This is a genomic window from Mycoplasma sp. 1654_15, from assembly GCF_012516495.1.
Taxonomy (GTDB): domain Bacteria; phylum Bacillota_I; class Bacilli_A; order Mycoplasmatales; family Metamycoplasmataceae; genus Mesomycoplasma.
On sequence record NZ_CP051214.1, the window covers coordinates 759,453 to 782,619 of the forward strand.

A 23,167-nucleotide genomic window follows, 5' to 3' on the forward strand; every position below is an offset into this window, starting at 1 on the left:
AGGAGCTTAAAATATGAAATTAAAAATTGGAAAAGAAAGACTTTTCTTTTTGATAATTGCGATTTGAATTTTATTATCAACATTTGTTGCATTTGTTGTTGATATTGTCTATACTAAATCCCAAAATGAATATATAAGTCCAAATGGTATTTCTTTTGAATACTTTTTTGGGCATTTTAGTCCTTTTATTTTCTTCACATATCAGTCTAATTTTATGTTAGCGGTAGGTTGTTTTTTAATATATTTTAAATTTAGCCAAAAACATCAAAGACTTTATTTTGCTTTTGTTTCTTTAATTACTATTACTTTTTTAGTTTACTGGGCTTTAATTTCTTGAAAATCAAATACTTGAAAAAATCCGGGAACAGCAATTAAATCTTTAACTACTCACTTGATAAATCCTTCTTTAGGATTTGTTGGTTTGTTTTTTATTAGAAGATCATTAGTAGTTGATCACAGATTGTTTTTTAAAGCTGGGCTTTATGTCCTTGGTTATTTTGTTTTTGCTTTATTATTGTACTTTTTTACTTATGGAAATTATGAAGCAATCAACAAAGAAGGGCAAAAATACAGTGTGCATGATGGTGGAACTATTTATTCCTTTTTAAACTTCACTAAACCTTTATTTTATAAAGAAAAAAGTGTGTTAATCGTTGTGTTTTTAGATATATTAATTCTGTTTGTGGCTATATTAATTCCTTTTGGTTGTTCTTATTTTTGAAAATGAGCTTTTAAAATACGACTTGAAAAAAAACCTTTATTTAAGAAGGAAAAACAATAAAAAATGTAGCAAATTTGCTACATTTTTTATTGTTTTTTTGGCTTGGATTTTATTTGTTTATATCATTTTTTAAGCATTGGTAAACCTATTTCTATTCCCATAACAAGTACCATTCCAATAGGTCCTGCAATTATAAAAATATCAGCAAAATTAAATGTTCCATTATCACGATAAGGAATAAAAATTATATCCTTTACTCCATTTTCATATAAAAGTCTATCTAATTCATTTCCTATGTTGCCAGCTAGTAGAACTATCATAAAGGCTGCGAAATAATAATTTTTAGACAGTAAAACACTAAAAATTAAGATAAACAACAATAAAAAGGCAAAAATATGAATAACCGTAAAACCGAATTTTTTTGCTAAACCGGAAGTTACTCCTTGATGTAAAAGAGGTCTAAATCCAATTCAACCGTGATTAATTCATAAAGATTCTGGTGGAGCTGATGTTTTAAAATCTTCGTGTTTAAAAATTAAGTTTTTTGTTAATTGATCTATTAATAGCAAAACAAGCAAAAGACCACAAAGAAAAAGAGCATTGAGTAAAAGTCTTTTTTTAGAAACTCTTTTAAGAATACAAATAACTATAGTTTTAACATCTTTACCTTTAATTGTCATCGAGTAATTCCTTAACGACTTCATAACATCTTAGACACACTTCATTTTTCATTTCTTTTTTAACAAAGTGGTTTCAGCAACGTAAACATTTTGTTGATTCAAAAGCTTGAACTTTATCTTTGTTAGCAAAATGTACTTTTCCTACCATTAATAAGTTTTTAAGATCTAGTGATTTTATAAATTCAGAATCTGTGTTTATATGGATAAAAGCTTCGTTAGTTCTCTTTATCAGACCTTCTTTAATTTGTTGTTCAATTAGTTGATAAATTCTATCTTTAACCTTAAAAAATTCCTTCCAATTTTCCTCAATTTTTTCATCAAATGCTTCTTTTTTGAAGAAAGTTTCGAGATGTACTGATTCTTGTTTATTATCTAATTTTAAAAATGAGTAAATCTCTTCAGTAGTAGTTGGTAAAATTGGAGCCAGAGAAATTGTTAATACATTTAAAAGGTTATATAAATTAAATTGAAACTGTCTACGATTTAAATTATCTAGCTTGTCGGCATATAAAGAGTCTTTAGCTATAGATAAATAAAAGTTTGAAAAATCAATAATGAAGTTATTAATTTCTTTAATAATTTTGACAAATCTAAAATTATCATAGTTGTCAATTATTGTATTTTTTAGTTTCTTAATTTTGTTATCCATATACTCGTGAACTGATTCTAGTTTAAGTTCAGGATTATGTTTGTAATCTTCTAAATTGGTAATTAAAAATCTAACTGTATTTCTAATTTTTCTATAAATTTCTACATTTTGTTCAATGATTTCTTTAGAATAAACTACATCATTAAAGTATTCACTATTACTTGCTCAAAGACGTAAAATATCAGCTCCATAAGTTTTTATTAAGTCTAGAGGATTAACACCATTTCCTTTAGATTTGGACATTTTATTACCTTTATAATCAACAACAAAACCATGTGATAATAATCTTTTATAAGGTGGATGTTGGTAATAAATAAAACTGTTAATAAGTGAAGAATTAAATCAACCACGGTACTGATCAGAACCTTCGAAATACAAGTCAAAAGGAACTTTTACGTTATCAATTTGAACACCAATAGAAGTAGAACCTGAATCAAATCAAACATCCATAATGTCATTTTCTTTGCTTCATCCAAGATTTCTAAATTGTTCAGGTAAAAGTTCGTCTACTTCTCTTTCATATCAAACGTCTGAACCAAATTCTTTTACTAAATTAATTACATAATCAAAAATTTCAGGCTTATCTAAAACAGGATTTTTATCCTTGTCATAAAAAATTATAATTGGAACACCTCAAGATCTTTGTCTTGAAATTGTTCAATCTTGCCTGTTTTCAATCATTGCTTGAAGTCTGTTTTTAATTCATTCTTGTGGAAAAATTACTTCTTCAATTGATTTTAATATATCTTCTTTTATTTTTTCAATTGCAACAAATCACTGTGGAGTTCCACGATAAATAACTGGTTTGTTTGTTCTTCAATCATGAGGATATGAGTGATTAAAAGTAGAAAATTTTAATAATTTTCCTTCATTTTCTAAAGCAAGTCCAATTTCTTTATTTGCGTCTAAGTAAAATAAACCTTCATATTTTCCAGCTAAATTATTTAATGTACCATCATCATTAACATGCATAATGTGTTCTAAACCAGTTTTTTTAGAAATTCAAAAATCATCTTCACCAAATAAAGGAGCCATATGAACTAAACCAGAACCTGAATCTATTGTAACATGATGTCCGATAACAATTTTTCCTTCTTTTTCCTTCATAATTGGTCTAATATATTCAACATCTACTAATTCAGTTCCTAAAAAAGTATCTAAAATTTCATAACTTTCTCAGTTAAACTCTTTTGCTAATTTTTCTACTAATTCAGTAGCAATAATGAAGATATTTTCTTTATTTTTAACTTTGGAATATTCAAAATGTTCTCCAACTGCTACTCCTGAATTAGCAATTAAAGTTCAAGGTGTTGTTGTTCAAATTACTAAATTATCTCCTTTGTTTACTTTTGAATTTCCTTTTGAAATTTCAAAAGCTACATAAATAGAAGGAGAACGATGATCTAAATACTCAATTTCGGCTTCTGCTAAAGCTGATTGACTAGATGGAGATCAATAAACTGGTTTGAGTCCTCTATAAACTAAACCTTTTTCAACCATAACTTTGAAAAGTTCTAACTGTTTTGCTTCAAAACCTGGTGTGTTAGTTTGATAAATGGTACTCAAATCTGATAGTAAATTGAGTTGTTCAAATTGTTGTTTTTGTGCTTCAATTTGTTCATTTGCGTATTTATTAGCTTGTTTTCTTAACTCTAAAACTGATAAAGATTTGTGAGAAATGTTGTTTAATGAAAGAATTTTGTTTTCAATTGGCAATCCATGTGTATCTCAACCTGGAACAAAAGGAGAATAAAATCCTTGCATTGTTTTATATCTAATAATTATATCTTTCAAAACCTTATTTAGAGAGTGTCCAATATGAATATCCCCATTTGCATATGGAGGACCATCGTGAATTACAAATTGAGGGTTTTTATAATTATTTTTTAGTGCTTTTTGGTAAATTTTATTGTCTAACCAAAATTGTCTATATTTTGCTTCTTTTTCTGAAAGATTTGCTTTCATTGAAAACTCTGTGGTAAATATATTTAAAGAGTTTTTATAAAAATTTTTGTCCATAATGTTCCTTATTTATCAAATTTTTTAAGTAATGCATCTATATCTAGCTCATCAATTTCTTTAAGTTTGTCTTTTACTTTTTTTACTGCATTATCAATATCAAAAGGCTTGGAAGAAACTGGTTTAGCTTCTTTTTGTTCTACTTTTTCTTCTACTTTGCTTTCTTTTTCTTTGTAATTTCTTGATTTAGAACTTACTTTTTCTAACTTTTTAGCTTCAATTTTATTATATTTTTCTTCGTTTTTCAAACTATTATTGAGTTGATTTATATAAATGTAATATATAAATGGATTTTTTAAGTTTGAAAACTTGTCAGAATCAATTTGTAACTCTTGAATTTCCTGCCTGGAAATCTTGTTAGGTTCTTCAAAAATGAAGCAAATTGCATCAGTTTTAAATTCAACAATATTAACAATTTCTAAGTGAGAAAATTTAGATTCTAAGTAATTTTTAGCTTGACTATTTTTGTTTCCATAAAAAATAGAACTTAAATTCATTTTTCTAATATAACCTGTTTTTGCCACCAATACAAATTCATTATCTGATTGTCCTAAAACAAAATGATTTATAAATTCGCCATCTTTAAGCTTCAGTACTCTAACTCCTGATGAATTTGTTCCGTAAATTGGAATTTCTATTTCACTGTATCTAGAAGCTCTATTTTGGTTTGTAAACAGTGCAATATCTTGATAATTATCACTTAGTTTTGCTCCTACTACTTGATCATCTTGCTTTATTTTTATAGCTAAAATAGTTTTTTTGAACCTAGAAACTTCTAAATCTTTTAATGAAATTCTTTTACCCAAACCATTTTTAGTAATTAAAGTTATAAAATAATTTTCACTAAATTCTGATACTTCGATTACTGAAATTATGAATTCATCCTTTTTTAATAAATAATCTATTTGTAAATCAGACCAAGTTGATTTAAAAGTTGAATCTTCAATAGTGTGTAAGGGAATAAAAATGTAATTTCCTAGTGATGTAAAAATTAATAATTTATTTTTAGTTTGGATTTTGTTTACAAATACAAAATAATCTTGTTCTTTTAAAACAATATTAGAAATGTCGTTAGATTCAAAAACTTTGTTTGACATCTTTTTGTATAAACCTTGTTTAGTAACTACAAAATATGCTTCTTCATTTTTGATTAGTTCTTCTTGATTAATTTCTATTTTAAAAGTTTGATTAATAATTTCAGTTTTTCTTGGCGTTCCAAATTTAGTTTTAATGTCTTTTAAAATAGAGATTAAATATTTGCTAAAATCACCTTCATTTTCAAGTAAATTATTTAAATTAGCTACTTGTTGAATTAAGTTATTTTTTTCATTTAAATAATTTTGCTGGTCAATTCTAGAAAGTCTATACAATCTCATTTCGGCAATTGCAGTTGCTTGTAAAATACTAAAACTAAAGTTTTTGACTAGGGCTTCAATTACTCCTTGTTTGGAATTATCAGAATTTCTAATGATTTTAATTACTTGATCTGTGATATCTGCAACTCTTAAAAAACCTTCTACAATTTCGAGTCTTTGTTTATTCTTAAACAAGTCAAATTGAATTTCTTTTGTTTTAATGTCTCTTAAATGATCTAAATAATAATCTAGCATTTTAGGTATAGATAAAAGTTTTGGAGTATTATTGTGAATAGCTACTGAATTATATGAATAACTAATTTGCATCTGCGTTTTCTGAAGTAAATAATTTAAAATTAATTCAATATTTGCTTCTTTTTCAAGCTCAATCATAATAGAAATTCCTTTTCTATCTGATTGATCAATTACATCTGAAATTCCTTCAATTTTCTTCTCAAATCTAATTTCATCTATTTGTTTAACGAGTTCTGCTTTTATTACTGAAAACGGAATTTCTGTTATTTCAATTGCTTTGTGTTTATTTTCATCCATTATTTTATATTTGGAAACTAAAATTACTTTTCCTTGACCTGTAGAAAATGCTTCATCAATTCCTTTTGTATCATAAATAATTCCACCAGTTGGAAAATCTGGGCCTTTGATTATTTGCCTTAATTTAGAATGTGGTGTTGCTTTGTTTTTGAGCATCTCTACACATGCATCAATTACTTCCGATAAATTATGAGGTGGAATATCTGTAGCAAATCCTGAAGCAATTCCTTTAGTTCCATTTACTAATAAATTAGGAAATAAAACTGGTAAAACTGTTGGCTCTTTTTCTGAATCATCAAAATTAGGAACAAAATTTACTGTTTTTTTGTTAATAATTTCTAACATTAAATTAGCAACAGCTTCTAAACGTGTTTCGGTATAACGCATAGCCGCTGCTGGATCATCATCAATTGAACCTTTATTTCCATGCATTTCTACTAAAGGGAGATTCATTTTTCATTCTTGAGCCATACGAATTAACGCTTCATAAATTGAAGAATCACCGTGTGGATGGTACTTACCAATTACATCACCGACAATTCTGGCTGATTTTTTAAAAGGTTTATCATTTTTGAGACCTAACATTCACATTGAGTATAAAATCCGTCTTTGTACAGGTTTTAAACCATCTCTAACATCAGGAATAGCTCTTTGTTGAATAACATATTTTGAGTATCTAACAAAACGTTCTGAAACTATAGAATCAAGTGAATTTACTATTAATTGTTCTTCATTTTGCTTCATTTTATTATCTTGTTTCTTCATTATTTAAGTCCTCATTGTCAGTTAAATTTATAATAAAATCATCGTCTAAAGAAAAATTTACGTTTTTTTGAATTCACTCTTTTCTAATATCTATTTTGTCTCCCATTAAAGTAAAAATTCTTCTTTCTGCTATAGCTAAATCTTGAATTTGTACTTTAATTAGTGTTCTTTTTTCTGGATTCATTGTTGTATCTCAAAGTTGTTCAGCATTCATTTCTCCCAAACCTTTGTATCTTTGAATATCAAAATTAGTTCTGTTTTGGGTGATTTGTTTTAACTCTGCTTCATTTCAAGCATATAAAGATTCTTTATTTTTAAAGCTAATTTTATAAAGAGGGGGTTGAGCTATATAAACGTGATTTTTTTCAATTAATTCCTTCATATACCTAAAAATAAAGGTTAAAAGAAGGATTTGAATATGAGCACCATCAGTATCAGCATCGGTCATAATAATAATTTTGTTATATTCTAAATTATTAATATTAAAATCTTGTCCAATTCCTGTACCTAAACTACTAATAATGGCTACAATTTCATTATTTTTTAATAAGTCAATTAATCTTGTTTTTTCAGCATTAATTATCTTTCCTTTTAAAGGTAAAATAGCTTGAAACTTACGGTCTCTCCCTAATTTTGCACTACCTCCTGCCGATTCGCCTTCGACAATGAAAAGTTCCTTTTCTAGCTTATTTTTTGATTGTGCTGGAGCCAGCTTTCCGGAAAGAATTTTCTTCTCTTTTGAAGCATCTTTGGATTTCTTAGACTCAATTTTGGAAAGCTTACTTGAAACTCTTTGATCATAAGCATCTTTAATTTTATTAAGAATTTTATTAGCTTCTTGTTGGTTTTTGCTGAGTCATAAAAGAATTTGCTTATAAGTAATGTCTTCAACAACTGTTTTAGCAATTTGTGTTCCTAATTTATCTTTAGTTTGCCCAACAAATTCAAGTAAAAATTCAGGTATTTTTAAAGATAAAATAAGAGTTAATCCTTCTTTAATATCCAAAATATCTAGTGAATTTGCTTTATTTTTAAAGATATTTTTTTGTTGTGCAAAATCGTTGAAAACTCTTACTAGACCTTGTTTTAAACCTAATTCATGAGTTCCACCAGATTTAGTTTTTATATTGTTAACGAAAGAAATTATTGAATCTGAGTAACTATCATTGTACTGAAATGCAAGTTCAACGTTTATTTTTTCTTGTGTTTCATCAATTAAAACTGCTTGTTTATTCAAAACAGTTTTACCTTGATTAATAAATTCTACGAAATCTTTAATTCCATTTTTGAAAAAAAATGCTTCTTTTTGGAAGGTAGTTTTGTCTTCAAGATGAATTTTTAATTCTGAAATTAAAAAGCAAGTTTCTCTTAGTCTTTCTGATATTAAGTCAAAAGAAAAATTATTATTACCGAAGATTTTTTTATCAGGTCAAAATTGAACCCTAGTACCTTGTTTGTTAATATTTCCTACTATTGTTGTTTTTTGTTCAATTTTTCCACCATTAATAAATTTAGTTTCATAATTTTTATTATTTTTATAAACATTAACAATTAATTTACTACTTAATGCGTTTACAACGGAAGAACCAACCCCATGAAGTCCTCCAGAATTTTTATAAACATCATCAGAAAATTTTCCTCCAGCGTGAAGTTCTGTAAACACAAGCTCTACACCTGAAAGTCCACTAGCGTGTTTTTCGACAGGAATTCCTCTTCCATCGTCTTCAACAACAATAGAACCATCTGTTTCTAAAGTTACATTAATGTTTTTTGCAAAACCTGCTAGAGCTTCGTCAACTGCATTACTTACAATTTCTCATACCAAGTGATGTAAACCTTCAAAATCTGTAGAACCAATATACATTCCTGGTCTTTTTCTAACCGCTTCTAGTCCCTTTAAAACTTTTAAATTTTCTACTGTATATGTTGACATAATTATTCCTTTAGTTTGTTAATGAGTTAAAAAAATAAAAAATTTCTTATTTAATAAATATTAAATAGTTTATATATTTTAATAAAAAAAAATTCAGTTGAATAAAAAGAAAGCAAAAAATAAGGAAAATAAAGAAAAAAACCAAGATTTTTCTTGGTTTTTTACTCTTGGGTTTGTAAAGTTAAATTTTCTGTGTCTTCTTTTTGATGCTCGTCGTTTTCTTCTTGAATATCGTCGTTAAATACTTCTTCTGCTTCTTCACTTAATGGAATTTCTAAAAGTTTTTCTTTAATTAATTCTCTTTGTTGTTCTTGTTCTTTATATTTTACTAAATCTTTATGGTATACATAAAAGCCTGCAAAAAATGCTGAAGCAACAACAAATAAAATTAAAAATCCAACCACTATAATTCCTTCAATTATGAAGCTTGCAAACTCAGTACCACCTACTTTAGCATAAACATAATAGGCTAAAATTCCTGCGAATGCAAGATAAGCTACAATTGATAAAATAAAGAAATGAATAGCTGTTTTTTTGTATTTTTTAGCATCAATATCTGTTAATATCATTTTTTCCTTTAAGTCGAAATTATTTTAATTATACAACAATTTTTAATATTTATTTAATATAATAATAAAATTAGAAAATGGAAAAATTTAAACAACTAATTGAGCGAAAAAAATTTCCAAAAACATTTGGAGTTTACAAATTTTTAGACCAAAATAAAAATGTTTTATATGTAGGAAAAGCTAAAAATATTTTTAATAGAATGAAACAATACGCAACTGGTCATATTAATTCTTACAAAACAAATTCGTTAATAAATCAAACTGAAGATATAGACTTTTTTATTACGGATTCAGAAAATAATGCCTTGATCTTAGAAGATAAATGAATAAAATTATATAATCCAACTTTTAATATTTTACTAAAAGATGATCATACTTATCCTTACATTGAAATTAACAAAAATTTAGACATTAAATTAGCTTATAGGATTTCTAGTAAACATAATTTTTATTTTGGTCCCTTTACTAAAAAAACTGATGCTTGGCACTTACAAAGATATTTAGAAAGTAAAATTAAATTTGAAAAAGGTCTTCCTATAGAAAATCTATCAATTGAAGAAAAACAAAGTAAATTTGAGTTGTGTAAAAAGATTTTAAAAATGAAAAATGCTTCTTTTTTGAAGCAAATTTATGAAGAAGAAAAATTTTACGTAGAGCAAGAGCAGTATGAAAGAGCCAGTGAACTAAAAAAAGTTAGGCTCGCATTATCTGATTTACAAAACCAAAACAATAATATTTCTTTAACAGATCAAAAAGACATTGATTTTATTTATGCAGAAGAAAATAGCTCTTTTGTTTTTATTTCGTTTCTTTTTTATAGAAATGGAACTTTATTTTCGTATAAGAATTTGAGTTTAAATTTAATTTTTAACCTGGAAGAAACTTTTGCTATATTTTTAAAAAATTACTATAAAACTAATTTAATTCCTGACCAAATTGTCTTAGAATCTACATGAGCCAACTGGGACTTAATCAATGAATTTAAAAATTTAAATATAGTTTTTTCTAATAACAAAAAATTCAATCAAGTAATGCAAATGGCAAAAGAAAATAATAAATTTTTTGTTCAAGAAAAATTAAACATCCTTGAAAAAGAAGAACAAAAAGAGAATTTAATCCTTAAAAAAGTAGCAAATGATCTAAATATTGCAAAAGCAAATAAAATAATGATTATCGATAATTCTCACTCTAATTTTGAAAATGTAGTTACTGGAATTATCTTTTTTATTGATGGTATTCATATAAACAAATTTAATAGGTTTTTTAATGTTTCTAAATCTTTAAAATCAGATTTAGATTTTATGTATGAAAGTATCAAAAAATACTTTTCAATTAAAACTTTTCTAAAACCAGATGTTATTTTTGTAGATGGTGCACAACAACAAATAAAAAAAGCACAACAAGCTTTGAGAGAATCAAACATTTATGTACCTTTGTTTGGTATTGTTAAAAATGCACAACATAAAACTAGTTATGTCTTGAATGAAAAATGTCAAAAAGTTGAAAATATTAGTCAAGAATCCTTCAATTTCCTTTCTAATATGCAAATCCAAGTAGATAAATATGCAAAGATAAAGCACAGAAAAAGAAACATAAAAATTTTAACTTCTTCTTTTTTAGATAAATTAAATATTGATATAAACACTCAAGAGAAACTTTTAGCTTACTTTAAAACTTATCAAAATATTAAAGAAGCTAATGAAGAAGAATTAAAATTATTTTTAAATTCTGAACAGATCAAAAAACTCAAAAATAATTAATGAAAGAAAACAACTAGGATTTAATTTTTTGTTGTTTAATTCATATAGTTTATATGCTAAAGCTATGTATTCGCATAAACCTTTGTTATTTCCTAAATCCGTATAACTAATTTATTCTTCAGTGATTAACGATTTGAACCACTAAGAATGTGGAACTTCATAATACACTGATACTATTGATGAGTCTTTACTGTAATTATCTAAATTTATTGTGAAATAATGTTTTTGAAATTTAAAGATATGTAAAAGAACTTTATGTTAAAAAATACCTATTTTAATGAAACTCGATAATTGTATAATTTAAATTATTTTGTTTTATAAATATGCATTTTTTACTTTACAAAAATATAAATATAGAAGAAAAGTAAAGAAAATAAAATACCACAAATACATTGTGGTATTTTATAATCTATACTTATTTTTAATTTTTTAATAGCTTGTTTTATTCTTAATATGAATATTTGTTTTTTAATTTTTCTATATATTCTTTTTCTTCTTTAATAAATGGAATAAATATTAAATTAGTTACTAACATAACAACTGCTCAATATATTATAACTATTCCAAAACAGGTAACAATTTGTTTAAGATATATTTTTTCATCAAAAATAGAAGTCGAAAATATGTAAAAGAGAAACACTAAAAAGGCTAATATTTTTGAAAAAAATAAGATTCTAAACTGAAATTTTTTAAAATCTCATCTTTGTTCGATAACATCAAATTTATTGTTATGTTTTAATCCAAAAATTAATGGAAATAGAATAAATAATACTCTATTTTTTACAGTTGAAATATATTTAAGTGAAAAGAATATTTGATATATTAAAGAAAAAAAAGTAATTAGACCAAATCCAGGAAGAAGAATTAATGATATAAATAAACCATTTCAACCCTCTCCTTGTGGGATTAAGCCTATAGAAATGAAGAAAAAAACCAATAAATGAATTATAAAAAATCATCTAAAAAATGAAATAAATAAAAAAGTTATTAATTTGAATTTATTTGGTTGCAATTTACCTCCTGTAATTATTTTACTACCAATTTACTACCAAACAAATAAACTAAAAAATTGTTTTTTTAAAGTTTTACAATAAAATTATGTTTTCCTTTTTGGTTTTTTCAAGAATTTCTTTAGGTCAGTAGCTAGATTGAACTTCTCCAATGTGTGCTTTTTCTAATAAAAACATACATAATCTACTTTGACCTATACCACCACCAATAGAAAATGGTAGGTTTTCATTTACTAGATCATTATGAAATTTTGATTTCTTTTCTAATTCTAGTTTAGTTAATTTACTTTGTTCTAATAAGGCTTTTGCATCTACTCTTATACCCATTGAAGAAATTTCGATAGCCTTATCTAAAGTTTCGTGATAAAAAATTAAATCTCCATTTAAATTTCAATCGTCATAGTCGATAGCTCTAGATGAATGTACTTGTCCAGATTTTAATTTTCAACCTACTCTTATAACAAAAAAAGCTTTAGCTTTTTCTTTTGAAAATTTGGTTTCTCTTTCTGATGGACTAAGTTCAGGATATAAATCTTCTAGTTCTTGTGAGTCTATAAAAACAAGCTCTTTTGGTAATTTGATTTTAAGTTGTGGGTATTTTTTTACTAATTCTTCTTCTGTTTTTCTTATTTGATCATAAATAGTTTTTACAGTTTGTTTTAAGTAATCTAAATTTCTGTCTTCTTTTTTAATAATTTTTTCCCAGTCTCACTGGTCTACATAGTATGAGTGAAAAGGAGATAGTATTTCTTCTTTTCTAATTGCATTCATATCAGTGTATAGACCTTTATAAACATAAAAATCGTACTCTCTTAAAGCATATCTTTTTCATTTAGCTAGTGAATGAACAATTTCTAATTTGGTATCAAGACCTTTAGGAACAAATGAAACAGCTGCTTCTCCATTTAAAGTGTCATTTAATCCTGTTAGAGGTTCTACAAATAAAGGTGCAGTGGCTCTTGTTAAAGATAAAGCCTCAGATAAAAATTTAGGAAATAATATTTTAATGTTTTCAATTGCTTTTTGTGTTTCAAAAATATTTAATTTTGATTTATACATATTACCTTTCTATGTTAGATATCTAAATAGAAACTTTTTTAGCAACAAAAATTATTTGATAAACTTTGGAATAATCAAAACTTATAATTTATGTTACTAAATACTATAAGTTTCAATTAATTAAAATTATTTAAATTAACAAAGTTATTATTAAAAACTACACTATTAAATAAGTGATTTATCTGATTCTGATTTAAATTTAATAATAAAAACTTCATTAGTGAGTTAAATTATACTCTTTTTTTAAAATTAAAAAAATACATCTTATAAAGATGTATTTTGGTCAAAAACGATATGGTGGGAACGAATGGGATCGAACCATCGACCTCACGATTATCAGTCGTGTGCTCTAACCATCTGAGCTACGCTCCCAATAATATTAGCAACAAGGTTGCTAATGTATATTATACTATAAAAATTAACGTTTTGAAAATTGTCTTGAACGACGTGCAGCTCTGAGTCCGAATTTCTTTCTTTCTTTTGCTCGTGCATCACGAGTTAACATACCTTTTGATTTTAAATCAGGACGGTAATCTGCAGATGCTTCTAATAATGCTCTAGCAATTCCTAATCTTATAGCTCCTGCTTGCCCTGATAAACCACCACCTGAAGCATTTACATTAATATCTCATTGATTGGTTGTTTTTGTTATCTCTAATGGTTGTAATGCCTCTTGAATTAAAAGGTCTAATTTTAAATATTCTTTTGCTGAACGTTTATTAACTTTAAATTCACCTGTTCCTGGAGTAATTATGACTCTTGCAACTGAAGATTTTCTTCTTCCTAATCCACGATAAGTAATTTTTTTATCTGCCATAACTATTTACCTACCTTTAAAATTTCTGGTTTTTGTGCTTCATGTTTATGTTCTGGACCTGCATAAACAAATAAATTTTTTCTTTGTTTATCTCCCAATTTGGTGTGAGGTAACATTCCTCAAACTGCTTTTTCTATTAAAGCAATTGGTTTTTTAGCTCTTAAATTTTTAGCATTTATTGTTTTTAATCCACCAGGATATCCTGAGTGTGAATAATAGATTTTTTGCTCTTCTTTTTTAGCTGTTAAAACTATTTTATCAGCATTTATAATAATGATATTGTCTCCCATATCCACATTTGGTGTGAAATTAGGGCTAGTTTTACCTCTTAAGTGAGAAGCTGCTAATGTTGCTAACCTACCAAGTACTTGTCCAGCAGCGTCAATAACATATCACTTTTTAGTAACTTCTTTATGTTTTACTAGTGTGGTTTGTCTCATCACAATTCCTTTTTATTTTTTAATAATGTAAAAATAATGTAACAGGTTAAGTAAGTTTTTAAATTATACATTTTTATTTGAAAAACCAAACAAAAAAATCGAGTTTTTACTAATTAATTTTATTTTATTTAAATATTTAAATTAGTTTATTAATTTATTATAATAATTCCTAAATTATGAACTCAACAGATTTTTTAATTAAGATTGAAAATTTAAAATTTCAGTATGACAAGAAACAAGTTTCATTAGACATTGAAAATTTAGTGTTTCAAAAAAATAAAATAATTACTTTATTAGGTCCTTCAGGTTCGGGAAAAACAACTTTTTTGAACTTACTAATAGGATTTTTGAAGCCAAAAGAAGGAAAAATTCTTATAAATGAAGACCCAGAATTTTCTAATTTTGGTTTTATTATGCAAGATAATAACCTTTATGAAGAAATAAGTGTCTTTAAAAATGTTTACTTAAGTGCAAAAAATTCTTCAAGATGAAAGTCAGAAACACGATTTAATTTTTGAAGCGAAGTAAAAAATAAGTTTTTTGCTTCAAATTTGAAGCAAAAACAAGTTCAAAATTTAGATAATGATTTTGAAAATTACAAGAAAAAATGTATTCATATAGAAAAACACCAAGTTTTATATAGTAAGTTATTATATTTACATATTCTTTCTAAATTACTTGTTTTATCCTTTAAAAATAAAAGTTTATTTCTGTTTTTACTCAAAAATAATTATTTGTATAAATTCTTTAAAAAGTCTTTTTTACCTATAGCAAAAAAACTTCAAATTGAAGAAATAATTAATAAAAAAGCAAGTAATATCAGTGGTGGGCAAAAACAAAGAGTTGCATTTGCTAAAGCTATAATTAAAAATACAAAATTAATTTTTATGGATGAACCTTTTGCTGCGTTAGATGCTAAAATCAAGGAATCTACAATTAATTGACTTGAAAAAATTAAAAATGAATTTGATTTATCAATAATTTTAGTAACACATGATCAAACTGACGCTTTAAAAATTAGTGATCAAATTACTGTTATGAATCAAGGAAAAATTATGCAATTTGGCAGTGCTGAAGAACTATATAATAATCCTACAAACCTGTTTGTTGCAAAATTTTTAGGCTTTCCAGAAATTAATTATTTAAAGACTGAAAATGATATTGATTTTTATGTCAGATCTAACAAAATTTTAGTATCTAGCCAAGAAAAAGAAGGATATTTACCTTTTAAAATACAATCTAAAAAGCTTGTTGGAGAATCTATACTATATAAATTAATAAGTATAAATAGTACAAAAGCAACTAACTTAGAATTTTTACAAACCATTAATTTTGAAGTGAATTCTATTGTTTATTTAAAAATAAAAGATGAAGATATTTTAAAGTTTGATGCTTTAGGTCAGAGGGTAAGATAAAATGAATAAAAAAAGTAAATATTTTGCTAAATTGTCTTCATTTTCTGAAGAAACTTTTAAAAAAATCTCTTCTGGTATTAAGAAAAATTGGAAGGGTTTTACACTTATTGCCCCGTTGTTAATTTTTTTAATTGTTTTTTCTGTTTATCCTTTATTTAATGCGTTTTTTTATTCCTTGAAAGACTTTGAAAAACATAGTAGAATAAAATGACATATCGGAATTGGTAGCTATCATAGTTTGATGGCAGATAATAGATTTCACGATAGTATTAAAAATTCAACTATATTATTTTTTATTGCTTCTCCTATTGCTATTATTTTAGGTTTTGCGATTGCTTTAGTTATATCCTCGCTAATGTCAAAACTTTCGAGAAACATTTTTATAACTGCACTTTATTCACAATTTTTTATTTCTGCATTTGCTATCAGTGTAGCTTTTGTTCTTTTATTTGGAGACAGAAATGTTTTAAGTGTGTTACTAAAGTGAAATTATGACTTTGTAAGCGGTAATAAAAGAACACCTTTAATAATTTTGTTATGTTTATTTCAGCTTTGAAGAGCTATCCCATTTAATGCAGTACTATTTTGTTTTGCAATTAATAAAATTAACCTTAAATATAGTAAAAATATAAAAATTGATTCTTTGAGTATGGTTGATAAGGTTAAAAACTTGTATTTTCCAGAAATGAAAATTACTATTTTTAACATAGCTTATACTAACTTTATTTTTGCTGCTTTACTATATCCTCAAGTTTTAATAGGAAGTAAAGATTTATCTAATTATCACGGAGACACACTCGCTTCTTATATTATTTCCAAAATTACTGTAAGTGCTAATCCTTCTTTAGCTATGGCTGCTTCATTTTTCTCTTTTGTTTACTTGTGTTTTCTTCTTTTATCTGTCTTTTTAATGCGTTGAAAATTTATAAAGTTATATATTAAATGAATTTCTAAAGGTTGAAAATTCATTTTGCATTTATTAAAAGGAGGAAAAAATGAAACTATTAGCTAATAAAAACTTGTATATTGGTTATAAACTAATATTTGAACTTTTGAAATACTCTTTAATTACTTTTGTTATTATTTTAGTTCTTTTTCCTATTTATTTTTTAATAGTACAAGCTTCTTTAAGTAATAGTGAAACGTTGTCTACAAATGTTTATTTAACTCCAAAAGATAGTTTGTGGACTAATATAAAAGAAGTGCTTGATGATTTATTTTTAAATGGTTTTAAGAATTCAATGTTAAGTGTTTTGCTAATAAATTTTTTAAGACTTTCATTGTATACTTTAGCATCATTTGGGCTCATGAAACTCAGTAAATTAAGTAAAAAAATATTTTATTTATTCTTCATTTTTGTTTCTCTTACACCAGAAATTTCACTATATATGGGATATAAAATCTTATTATACAAAAGTAATATATTGAATAATTCCGTAATTTTTCCTTTAATTATTAATCAAATTTTTTCATTTTTCTTATTTATGTATTTATATAAAATATTGTCTTCAGTACCTGAAAATAAAATTAAATTAATGAAGATTGATAACTTAAACTTACTTCAAAGATTTTTTTATGTTTACTTAAAATATTTAAAAATGCCATATTTTTTAATCATTATCTTTTCTTCAATACAAGCTTGAAATGATTATTTATGACCTACTTTTATACTAAATGCCTCAAAAGAACAAACCATTTCTACTTGATTTACTTTTGCAGGAAGTAAAGATCAATCTGCTAATTTTTACAACCTAAAAGCCGCGGCATCATTGGTTGCTGTAATTATTCCTTTACTAACTTATTTAATTTGTTCTCCATTTGTTAACAAGCAAATTTCTAAAGGTTTTTAAAAAATTCAAATATTTGTTTGTAATTTTCAAGACTAATTTCTTGTGGTCTAATTTTATGATTTAAAGAAAAATGATTAAATATTTTTTTAATTTTTTCTTCATTTATGAAGGTAGATAGATTATTATAAAATGTTTTTCTTTTCATAGAAAAACATTTTTTTGTAAAACTAAAAAATTCTTGAATATTTTGTTGATCAAGATTTTTTTTAAATTCAAAAGTTACCAAAGCAGAATTAACTTTGGGTTGTGGCACAAAACTAGATGGTAGGATTTTTAGTTCTTTTTTTACTTCTGCAACTAACTGACAAGCAAGAGATAACTTGGAAAAATTACTTGTTTTTTCTTTTGCAACAATTCTATCTGCTACTTCTTCTTGTACCATAATTACCATTTTCGAAAACATAGAAAGATTCTCAAAAATTTTAAACAAAATGTCACTTGTAATGTAATAAGGTAAATTAGCAACTAGAATTTTTGACTCATTAAAATTTAAATCTGCTTTTAAAAAGTCTTCGTTTTTGATTTCTAATTTTGAACTTGTAATTTTGTTTTTTAAAATTTCAATTAATTCTGCATCTATTTCATAAGCCAATAAAGACTTAGCTTTTTCTAACAAAGGAATTGTAATAGCTCCCAAACCTGGACCAATTTCTAGTATATCTTGATTTTCTGGATTTGCTAGTTCAATAATTTTTTGAATTATAAAATTATCTTTTAAAAAATTTTGTCCATACTTCTTTTTGGCTTTTATATTATTCATAAAGTTTTACTTTAAAAATTCTTTCTATATTTTTGTTAATTTGAGAGGTTAGTGTAAGCAAACTGATTTGTCTAATTCTGGAAATTAAATTATAGCTTGGCTTTATGCAATAACTGTGATTTGGTCAAAGAGATCTTGTAGGTTCAGGAGATAAATAAGGAGCATCTGTTTCTAATAATAATTTATCTAAATCCATAATTTCTAAAATTTTTCTAGCCTCTTTATTATTTTTATAAGTAATCACTCCTGAAAATGAAAAAAAGACATTTGAAAACTTATTAAATTCATTATATATTTCCAAATTACCTGAAAAATTATGAAAAATAAAGTTAACATCTAGATAATTTGTAATTATTTTCTTTATCTGTTTAAACAAGAAAAAATCTTTTTCATTCGCATTTTCTCTTATATGAAGCATAACTGTTTTTTCATATTTTTTAGCAATTTCTATTTGTTTAATTAGACTTTGAATTTGTAGATCAAGGCTTGGGCTTTCTTCATAATAAAGATCTAAACCAACTTCTCCAATTCCTACAACATTGGAATTTTTTAGTAAAAGTTCTTCCAATTGTTCATAATTGTCTTCTTTTTGAACATTATTTGGATGAATTCCTATTAATGCGAATAAATTTTTTTGCTTATCTAAATAAGAAACAATTTCTTCATTATCTTTTCAAGAAGTTCCAATTAAAAACAATGTTTTTAGGTTATTTTTAATATTTTCTTCAATTTCTTGTTTGGGTTCGGAATAATATTCTAAAAATGGGTGAGTGTGTACATCAGAAAAACTATAACTGATTTTTGTATCAAGTAAAACTAAGTATTTTTCGTTTTGCTTGGTAACTTCTTGAAAATTAAAGTCATTTTTTATTAAATTAAAAAATTTTGAATCTAGTTTTAAATTAATTAATTTTTGTTCGAACTTTAAAACTTCTTGAAAAAAGCAATGGATATATTCAAAAATTAAAATGCTTCATTTTTCTTCATTTAGTAAAGAATTAATTTTTATATTTATAGTAAAAAAAGCTTGTTTTTCTTCTTTAACTATATTTAAATAAGCTCCTACTTCTTTAAATTCATTATCTTCATCAACTAATAAAAATTCTCAAAATAATTTGTCATTAGATTCATAAATTTTAAAACTATCTTTTGTTAATTTTGAAATTGAAGGAAATAAATTAGCTTCATTTTTGAAGCTAATTTCGTATTTTGAACTATATTTTGGAGTGGGTTTTACAAATTGTCAATTCATATTTACTTCTTTTGAGCTCTGAATATAAATATTTGTTTATCCATATCAGAATTTATTTTTTCTACTTTATAATCAAATTTAATTAATGCATTTTTTGCTTCTAAAATTTCTTCAAAAACTTTTGGACCTTTTATATAAATAAAAGAAGTTGTTGGTTTTTGAAGCTTTTTTGTGATTTTAAATAAAAAATTTATACTACCTACAGCTCTTGCAGTTATAAAATCAAAATTTTTATCTAAATTAGAAACTGAATCATTGATAATCTCAAAGTCTAAATTTAATTTTTCTTTAACAAGTTCTAAAAAATTACATCTTTTTTTGAGTTTTTCAATAATAGTTAGTTTTATACTAGTATTAAAAATTAAAAATGGAATTGAGGGGAAGCCTGCGCCTGCTCCTACATCTAGTAAAGATTGTGAATTTTTATTATTTTTTATAATTGGTTGAAGACAAATAATAGATTCATAAATTCCTTCTTTTCATAATTGATCTTCTGAAAAGCCTGTTAAATTCATAACTTTATTTTTTTCTTCAATCAAATTTACATATTGTTCGAGTTTTCAAAATATTTGTTCGTTATTGACTAATTGCCTTGTTTTTTCTTTAAAATCAAGCATTATTTCTTCAAATCATCCTTAAGATGAGTATAAATGGAAGAAATAGAAGTTGAATAAACACAAGCTTTAATTGCATCTGCTATGAATTCAGATAAACAAGCTACTTCTAATTTAGAAAACTTTTGTTGTAGTTCTGAATTATCTACTGAATTTGTTATTATAACTTTATCAACATTGGGTGAGTTTTCAAAAACTTCAAAACCTTTAGAAAATAAACCATGTGTTGCAACTACAGTAACTGACTTAGCACCATGCTCTTTTAACAAATCAGCTGCTTTAATTATTGTTCCACCAGTATCAATAATATCATCAATAATTATTGTATCTTTTGCTTCAATATCACCGATAATTCCGTGAGCTTCGATTTGATTAGTTCCAACTCTTCTTTTATCAATAATTGCAATTTTAGTATTTTCATTTAATAGCTCGGCTAACAACCTAGCTCTAACAGCTCCACCATGATCTGGGGAAACAATTGTGTATGCTTTATTTTTTTCTCTGATTTTTTTAGCCAGAATATATTGTCCTCTTAATTCATCGACTGAAATGTTAAAGAATCCTTGAATTGAAGGATTATGGAGATCAACTGAAATGATTTTTGTTGCTCCTGCAGTCTCTAATAAGTTGGCAATTAATTTTGCTGTAATTGGTTGTCTACCAGTAGATTTTCGATCTTGTCTTGCATATCCAAAATAAGATAAAATAACAATAATATCTCTTGCATAAGCTCTTTTTAATGAGTCTATAAAAATCAACAATTCCATTATGTTGTCATGCACAGGTTTATGTGTGCTTGCTACAACAAATACAGTGGAATTTCTTATAGTTTCTGCTGATTTAAGAAGAACTTCTCCATCTGCAAATTTTGTTTTTTCAATTTGTGTTAAAGGTATTTGTAAAATATTTGATATTTTTTGTGCAAGTTTTTCACAGTTTGGCATTCCAAATAAAACTACATTTTTCTTGTTTTCAACAATCATTTTTTTCCTCTTTACTTTTTTATAACTTGTTTATTAATAATTACTTTGTATTATATTACTTTTTTAATTCATAATATAAGAAAAAATAGAAAATAAAAAATCCACTAAGTTAATGTGGATTTTCAAAATATTTATTTTGTTAATGAAATTATAAAGAAAGATTTTTTTCCTTTTTTAATCAATAATTTATCGAAGTTTTTCTTCAAATTAGAAGCAATTTGTTCTTGTGATTTAATAATTTCTCCATTTATTTGCAAAGCAGAATCTCGAATAAACTCATTAAGTTCTCTTTTTGAAGACAAGATTTTTAATTCAATTAATTTATTAGAATCAAAATCTTGTTCTTTTACTTCAAAATTATCAATAGATTTGGCTAGAACATCTAAATCTTTTTGTTCGATAGATTCGAAACTTAAATTATTAAACAATAAACTTGAAATTTTTAAACTTTGATCAAGAGCATCTTGCCCATGAATATTTAAGGTAATTTCTTCTGCTACTTGGTGCTGTAAGAACTTATCTTTCTTATTTTGGCTATGTTTTTGAAGGATTTTTTCAATTTCTGTAAAAGGTTTAAATGATAATCATTTTAAAACTTTTTCAGCTTGAAAATCTGATAAATTAAATAAAAATTGGTAAAGTTTAAAAGCAGAAGTTAGTTCTTGATCTAGTCATAAAGCATCACCATTAAATGTTGTTTTTCCAAATTTATTTCCATTTTCATCAGTTAGTAATTCGGTTGTAAGAGCAAAGCAAGGTGAATTATTTTTGTCACTCAAACTTGTTTTTTTAATCATATCAAGACCTTGAACAATATTTCCTCATTGATCAGAACCACCGAGTTGCCCTACAATATTAAATTTATCAAATAAGTATTTAAAGTCTCAAGCTTGAATAAGTTGGTACGAAAACTCTGTAAAAGAAAGTCCAGTTTTTATTCTCGAAGCAATTGAATCTTTAGTTAATAATAAAGCTACATTAACGTTTTTTCCTACATCACGAAGAAAGTCTAAAACATTCATATCTTTGTAAATTTCAAAATTATCAAAAACTTGTAAATTAAATCTTTCTAATTGTGTTTTAATGTAATTTTTATTTTTAATAATAGCTTCATTAGAAAGTAAAACTCTTTCTTTAGAAACAAAAGCAGGATCTCCAATCATACCTGTAGCTCCCCCGAGAACTGCTATTGTTTTGATTCCGGCTTGTTGAAAACGTTGAAGTAAATTAATAAGGATGTAATTACCTAAATGTAAGGATGTGGCAGTTGGATCAAAACCTACATAAACACCTTCATTTTCCTTCATATTTAATAGCTTTTGTTCGTCACTAATTTCTTTTAAGATGCCTCTTAATTTTATTTCTTTTAATAGTTGTTCTTTTTTGTTCATAATTTCCTTTATTTTTTTAAATTTTTTGGTACAGAATTTAAATCTACATGGCAATAACCAGTAGGATTTTTATCTAAATATTTTTGATGATATTCTTCAGCAATTGTTAAATTTTTAATTGGTAAAAATTCAATTGTTGTTTGACGTTTTGCTTCATTTTCAAAGGAATTATTAAATTTTTGAAACACTTTTAATAGTTGTTCTTCATTAGAATAAAACCCGATACGATACTGAAGACCTACATCATTTCCTTGTTTATTTAAAGAAAAAGGATCAACTATTTTTAGAAATAAATTTCAAATTTCTTGCTCAGATAAAATAGAAGAATCATAAATGAGTTCAAGAGCTTCAACATGCCCTGAACCAGAACATACTTGTTTATAGGTTGTATTTTCTTTATCTCCGTTTAGATAACAAACTTGAGTTTCTAAAACACCTTTTACTCTTTGGAAAAAGGCTTCTACTCCTCAAAAACAACCTGCTGCTAAATATATTTTTTTAACCATTTTGCTTCCTTAATTTTAAAAACTTAAGATTTTTAAATTATTCTTATTTTTTAACTAATTTTCTTTT

General features: G+C 25.3%; 20 protein-coding genes and 1 tRNA gene. 6 read left to right on the forward strand and 15 right to left on the reverse strand.

The annotated features are described in order from the left end of the window. Positions 1-13: 13 nt before the first annotated feature. Positions 14-781 (forward strand): MAGa3780 family membrane protein, encoded by a 768-nt coding sequence (locus HF996_RS03240; RefSeq protein WP_168910608.1) that lies wholly within the window; start codon positions 14-16, stop codon positions 779-781. A 26-nt stretch (positions 782-807) separates the two neighbouring features. Here the strand turns inward: HF996_RS03240 and HF996_RS03245 are convergent, their stop codons facing one another. From HF996_RS03245 to HF996_RS03265, 5 genes are all read right to left on the reverse strand, one after another. After that, positions 808-1,401, reverse strand: a complete 594-nt coding sequence (locus tag HF996_RS03245; protein WP_168910609.1) for a signal peptidase II — start codon at positions 1,399-1,401, stop codon at positions 808-810. Continuing rightward, positions 1,391-4,069, reverse strand: a complete 2,679-nt coding sequence (gene ileS / locus HF996_RS03250) for an isoleucine--tRNA ligase (protein WP_168910610.1) — start codon at positions 4,067-4,069, stop codon at positions 1,391-1,393. Before ileS ends, HF996_RS03245 begins: the two co-directional genes overlap by 11 nt. Before the next feature lie 8 nt (positions 4,070-4,077). Continuing rightward, positions 4,078-6,741, reverse strand: a complete 2,664-nt coding sequence (gene parC / locus HF996_RS03255; protein WP_168910611.1) for a DNA topoisomerase IV subunit A — start codon at positions 6,739-6,741, stop codon at positions 4,078-4,080. After that, complete coding sequence (locus tag HF996_RS03260) at positions 6,725-8,674, reverse strand: DNA gyrase/topoisomerase IV subunit B (protein ID WP_168910612.1); 1,950 nt, start codon at positions 8,672-8,674, stop codon at positions 6,725-6,727. The genes parC and HF996_RS03260 overlap by 17 nt, the downstream gene beginning before the upstream one ends. Before the next feature lie 161 nt (positions 8,675-8,835). Then, entirely contained in the window at positions 8,836-9,243 is a 408-nt protein-coding gene (locus HF996_RS03265) for a hypothetical protein (protein ID WP_254427703.1), read from the reverse strand. A 77-nt stretch (positions 9,244-9,320) separates the two neighbouring features. On the opposite strand from HF996_RS03265, the gene HF996_RS03270 reads away from it, so the two are divergent. Both HF996_RS03270 and HF996_RS03275 read left to right on the forward strand, forming a co-directional pair. After that, positions 9,321-11,003: a GIY-YIG nuclease family protein gene (locus tag HF996_RS03270; protein WP_168910613.1), complete on the forward strand. Its 1,683-nt coding sequence runs from the start codon at positions 9,321-9,323 to the stop codon at positions 11,001-11,003. A 725-nt stretch (positions 11,004-11,728) separates the two neighbouring features. After that, positions 11,729-12,097, forward strand: coding sequence for a hypothetical protein (locus HF996_RS03275; protein WP_168910614.1), 369 nt, complete (start codon positions 11,729-11,731; stop codon positions 12,095-12,097). On the opposite strand, the gene asnA is transcribed toward HF996_RS03275, so the two are convergent. The 4 genes from asnA to rplM form a co-directional block, all read right to left on the reverse strand. Beyond that, the gene (gene asnA, locus HF996_RS03280; RefSeq protein ID WP_168910615.1) at positions 12,089-13,072 is read right to left on the reverse strand and encodes an aspartate--ammonia ligase; all 984 of its coding nucleotides are present in this window, start codon (positions 13,070-13,072) and stop codon (positions 12,089-12,091) included. The genes HF996_RS03275 and asnA overlap by 9 nt on opposite strands. Positions 13,073-13,367: 295 nt before the next feature. Beyond that, positions 13,368-13,444 (reverse strand) — tRNA-Ile (locus HF996_RS03285). Between the two features lie 46 nt (positions 13,445-13,490). Continuing rightward, entirely contained in the window at positions 13,491-13,889 is a 399-nt protein-coding gene (rpsI, locus tag HF996_RS03290) for a 30S ribosomal protein S9 (RefSeq protein WP_168910616.1), read from the reverse strand. Positions 13,890-13,891: 2 nt separating this feature from the next. Then, entirely contained in the window at positions 13,892-14,329 is a 438-nt protein-coding gene (gene rplM, locus HF996_RS03295; protein WP_168910617.1) for a 50S ribosomal protein L13, read from the reverse strand. Positions 14,330-14,505: 176 nt separating this feature from the next. On the opposite strand from rplM, the gene HF996_RS03300 reads away from it, so the two are divergent. From HF996_RS03300 to HF996_RS03310, 3 genes are read left to right on the forward strand one after another with little or no spacing between them, the layout of a single operon-like run. Then, positions 14,506-15,744: an ABC transporter ATP-binding protein gene (locus tag HF996_RS03300; protein WP_168910618.1), complete on the forward strand. Its 1,239-nt coding sequence runs from the start codon at positions 14,506-14,508 to the stop codon at positions 15,742-15,744. A 1-nt stretch (position 15,745) separates the two neighbouring features. Next, entirely contained in the window at positions 15,746-16,756 is a 1,011-nt protein-coding gene (locus HF996_RS03305; RefSeq protein ID WP_254427704.1) for a carbohydrate ABC transporter permease, read from the forward strand. Beyond that, positions 16,740-17,594: an ABC transporter permease subunit gene (locus tag HF996_RS03310; protein ID WP_168910619.1), complete on the forward strand. Its 855-nt coding sequence runs from the start codon at positions 16,740-16,742 to the stop codon at positions 17,592-17,594. Before HF996_RS03305 ends, HF996_RS03310 begins: the two co-directional genes overlap by 17 nt. Here HF996_RS03310 and rsmA read toward each other — a convergent pair. From rsmA to msrA, 6 genes are all read right to left on the reverse strand, one after another. Continuing rightward, a complete protein-coding gene (rsmA, locus tag HF996_RS03315) occupies positions 17,581-18,354 on the reverse strand; it encodes a 16S rRNA (adenine(1518)-N(6)/adenine(1519)-N(6))-dimethyltransferase RsmA (RefSeq protein WP_168910620.1) in 774 nt (257 codons plus the stop codon). The two genes, HF996_RS03310 and rsmA, sit on opposite strands and share 14 nt — an antisense overlap. Then, positions 18,347-19,606 carry a TatD family hydrolase gene (locus tag HF996_RS03320; RefSeq protein ID WP_168910621.1) on the reverse strand — a complete coding sequence of 420 codons (1,260 nt, stop codon included), beginning with the start codon at positions 19,604-19,606 and terminating at the stop codon, positions 18,347-18,349. The genes rsmA and HF996_RS03320 overlap by 8 nt, the downstream gene beginning before the upstream one ends. A 2-nt stretch (positions 19,607-19,608) precedes the next feature. After that, on the reverse strand, positions 19,609-20,223 hold the full coding sequence (gene rsmG / locus HF996_RS03325) for a 16S rRNA (guanine(527)-N(7))-methyltransferase RsmG (protein WP_168910622.1): 615 nt from the start codon (positions 20,221-20,223) through the stop codon (positions 19,609-19,611). Then, positions 20,223-21,203 carry a ribose-phosphate pyrophosphokinase gene (locus tag HF996_RS03330; protein WP_168910623.1) on the reverse strand — a complete coding sequence of 327 codons (981 nt, stop codon included), beginning with the start codon at positions 21,201-21,203 and terminating at the stop codon, positions 20,223-20,225. Before HF996_RS03330 ends, rsmG begins: the two co-directional genes overlap by 1 nt. Before the next feature lie 131 nt (positions 21,204-21,334). Then, the gene (gene tyrS / locus HF996_RS03335) at positions 21,335-22,594 is read right to left on the reverse strand and encodes a tyrosine--tRNA ligase (protein WP_168910624.1); all 1,260 of its coding nucleotides are present in this window, start codon (positions 22,592-22,594) and stop codon (positions 21,335-21,337) included. Positions 22,595-22,602: 8 nt separating this feature from the next. Continuing rightward, positions 22,603-23,100 (reverse strand): peptide-methionine (S)-S-oxide reductase MsrA, encoded by a 498-nt coding sequence (gene msrA, locus HF996_RS03340; protein WP_168910625.1) that lies wholly within the window; start codon positions 23,098-23,100, stop codon positions 22,603-22,605. Between the last annotated feature and the right edge of the window lie 67 nt (positions 23,101-23,167).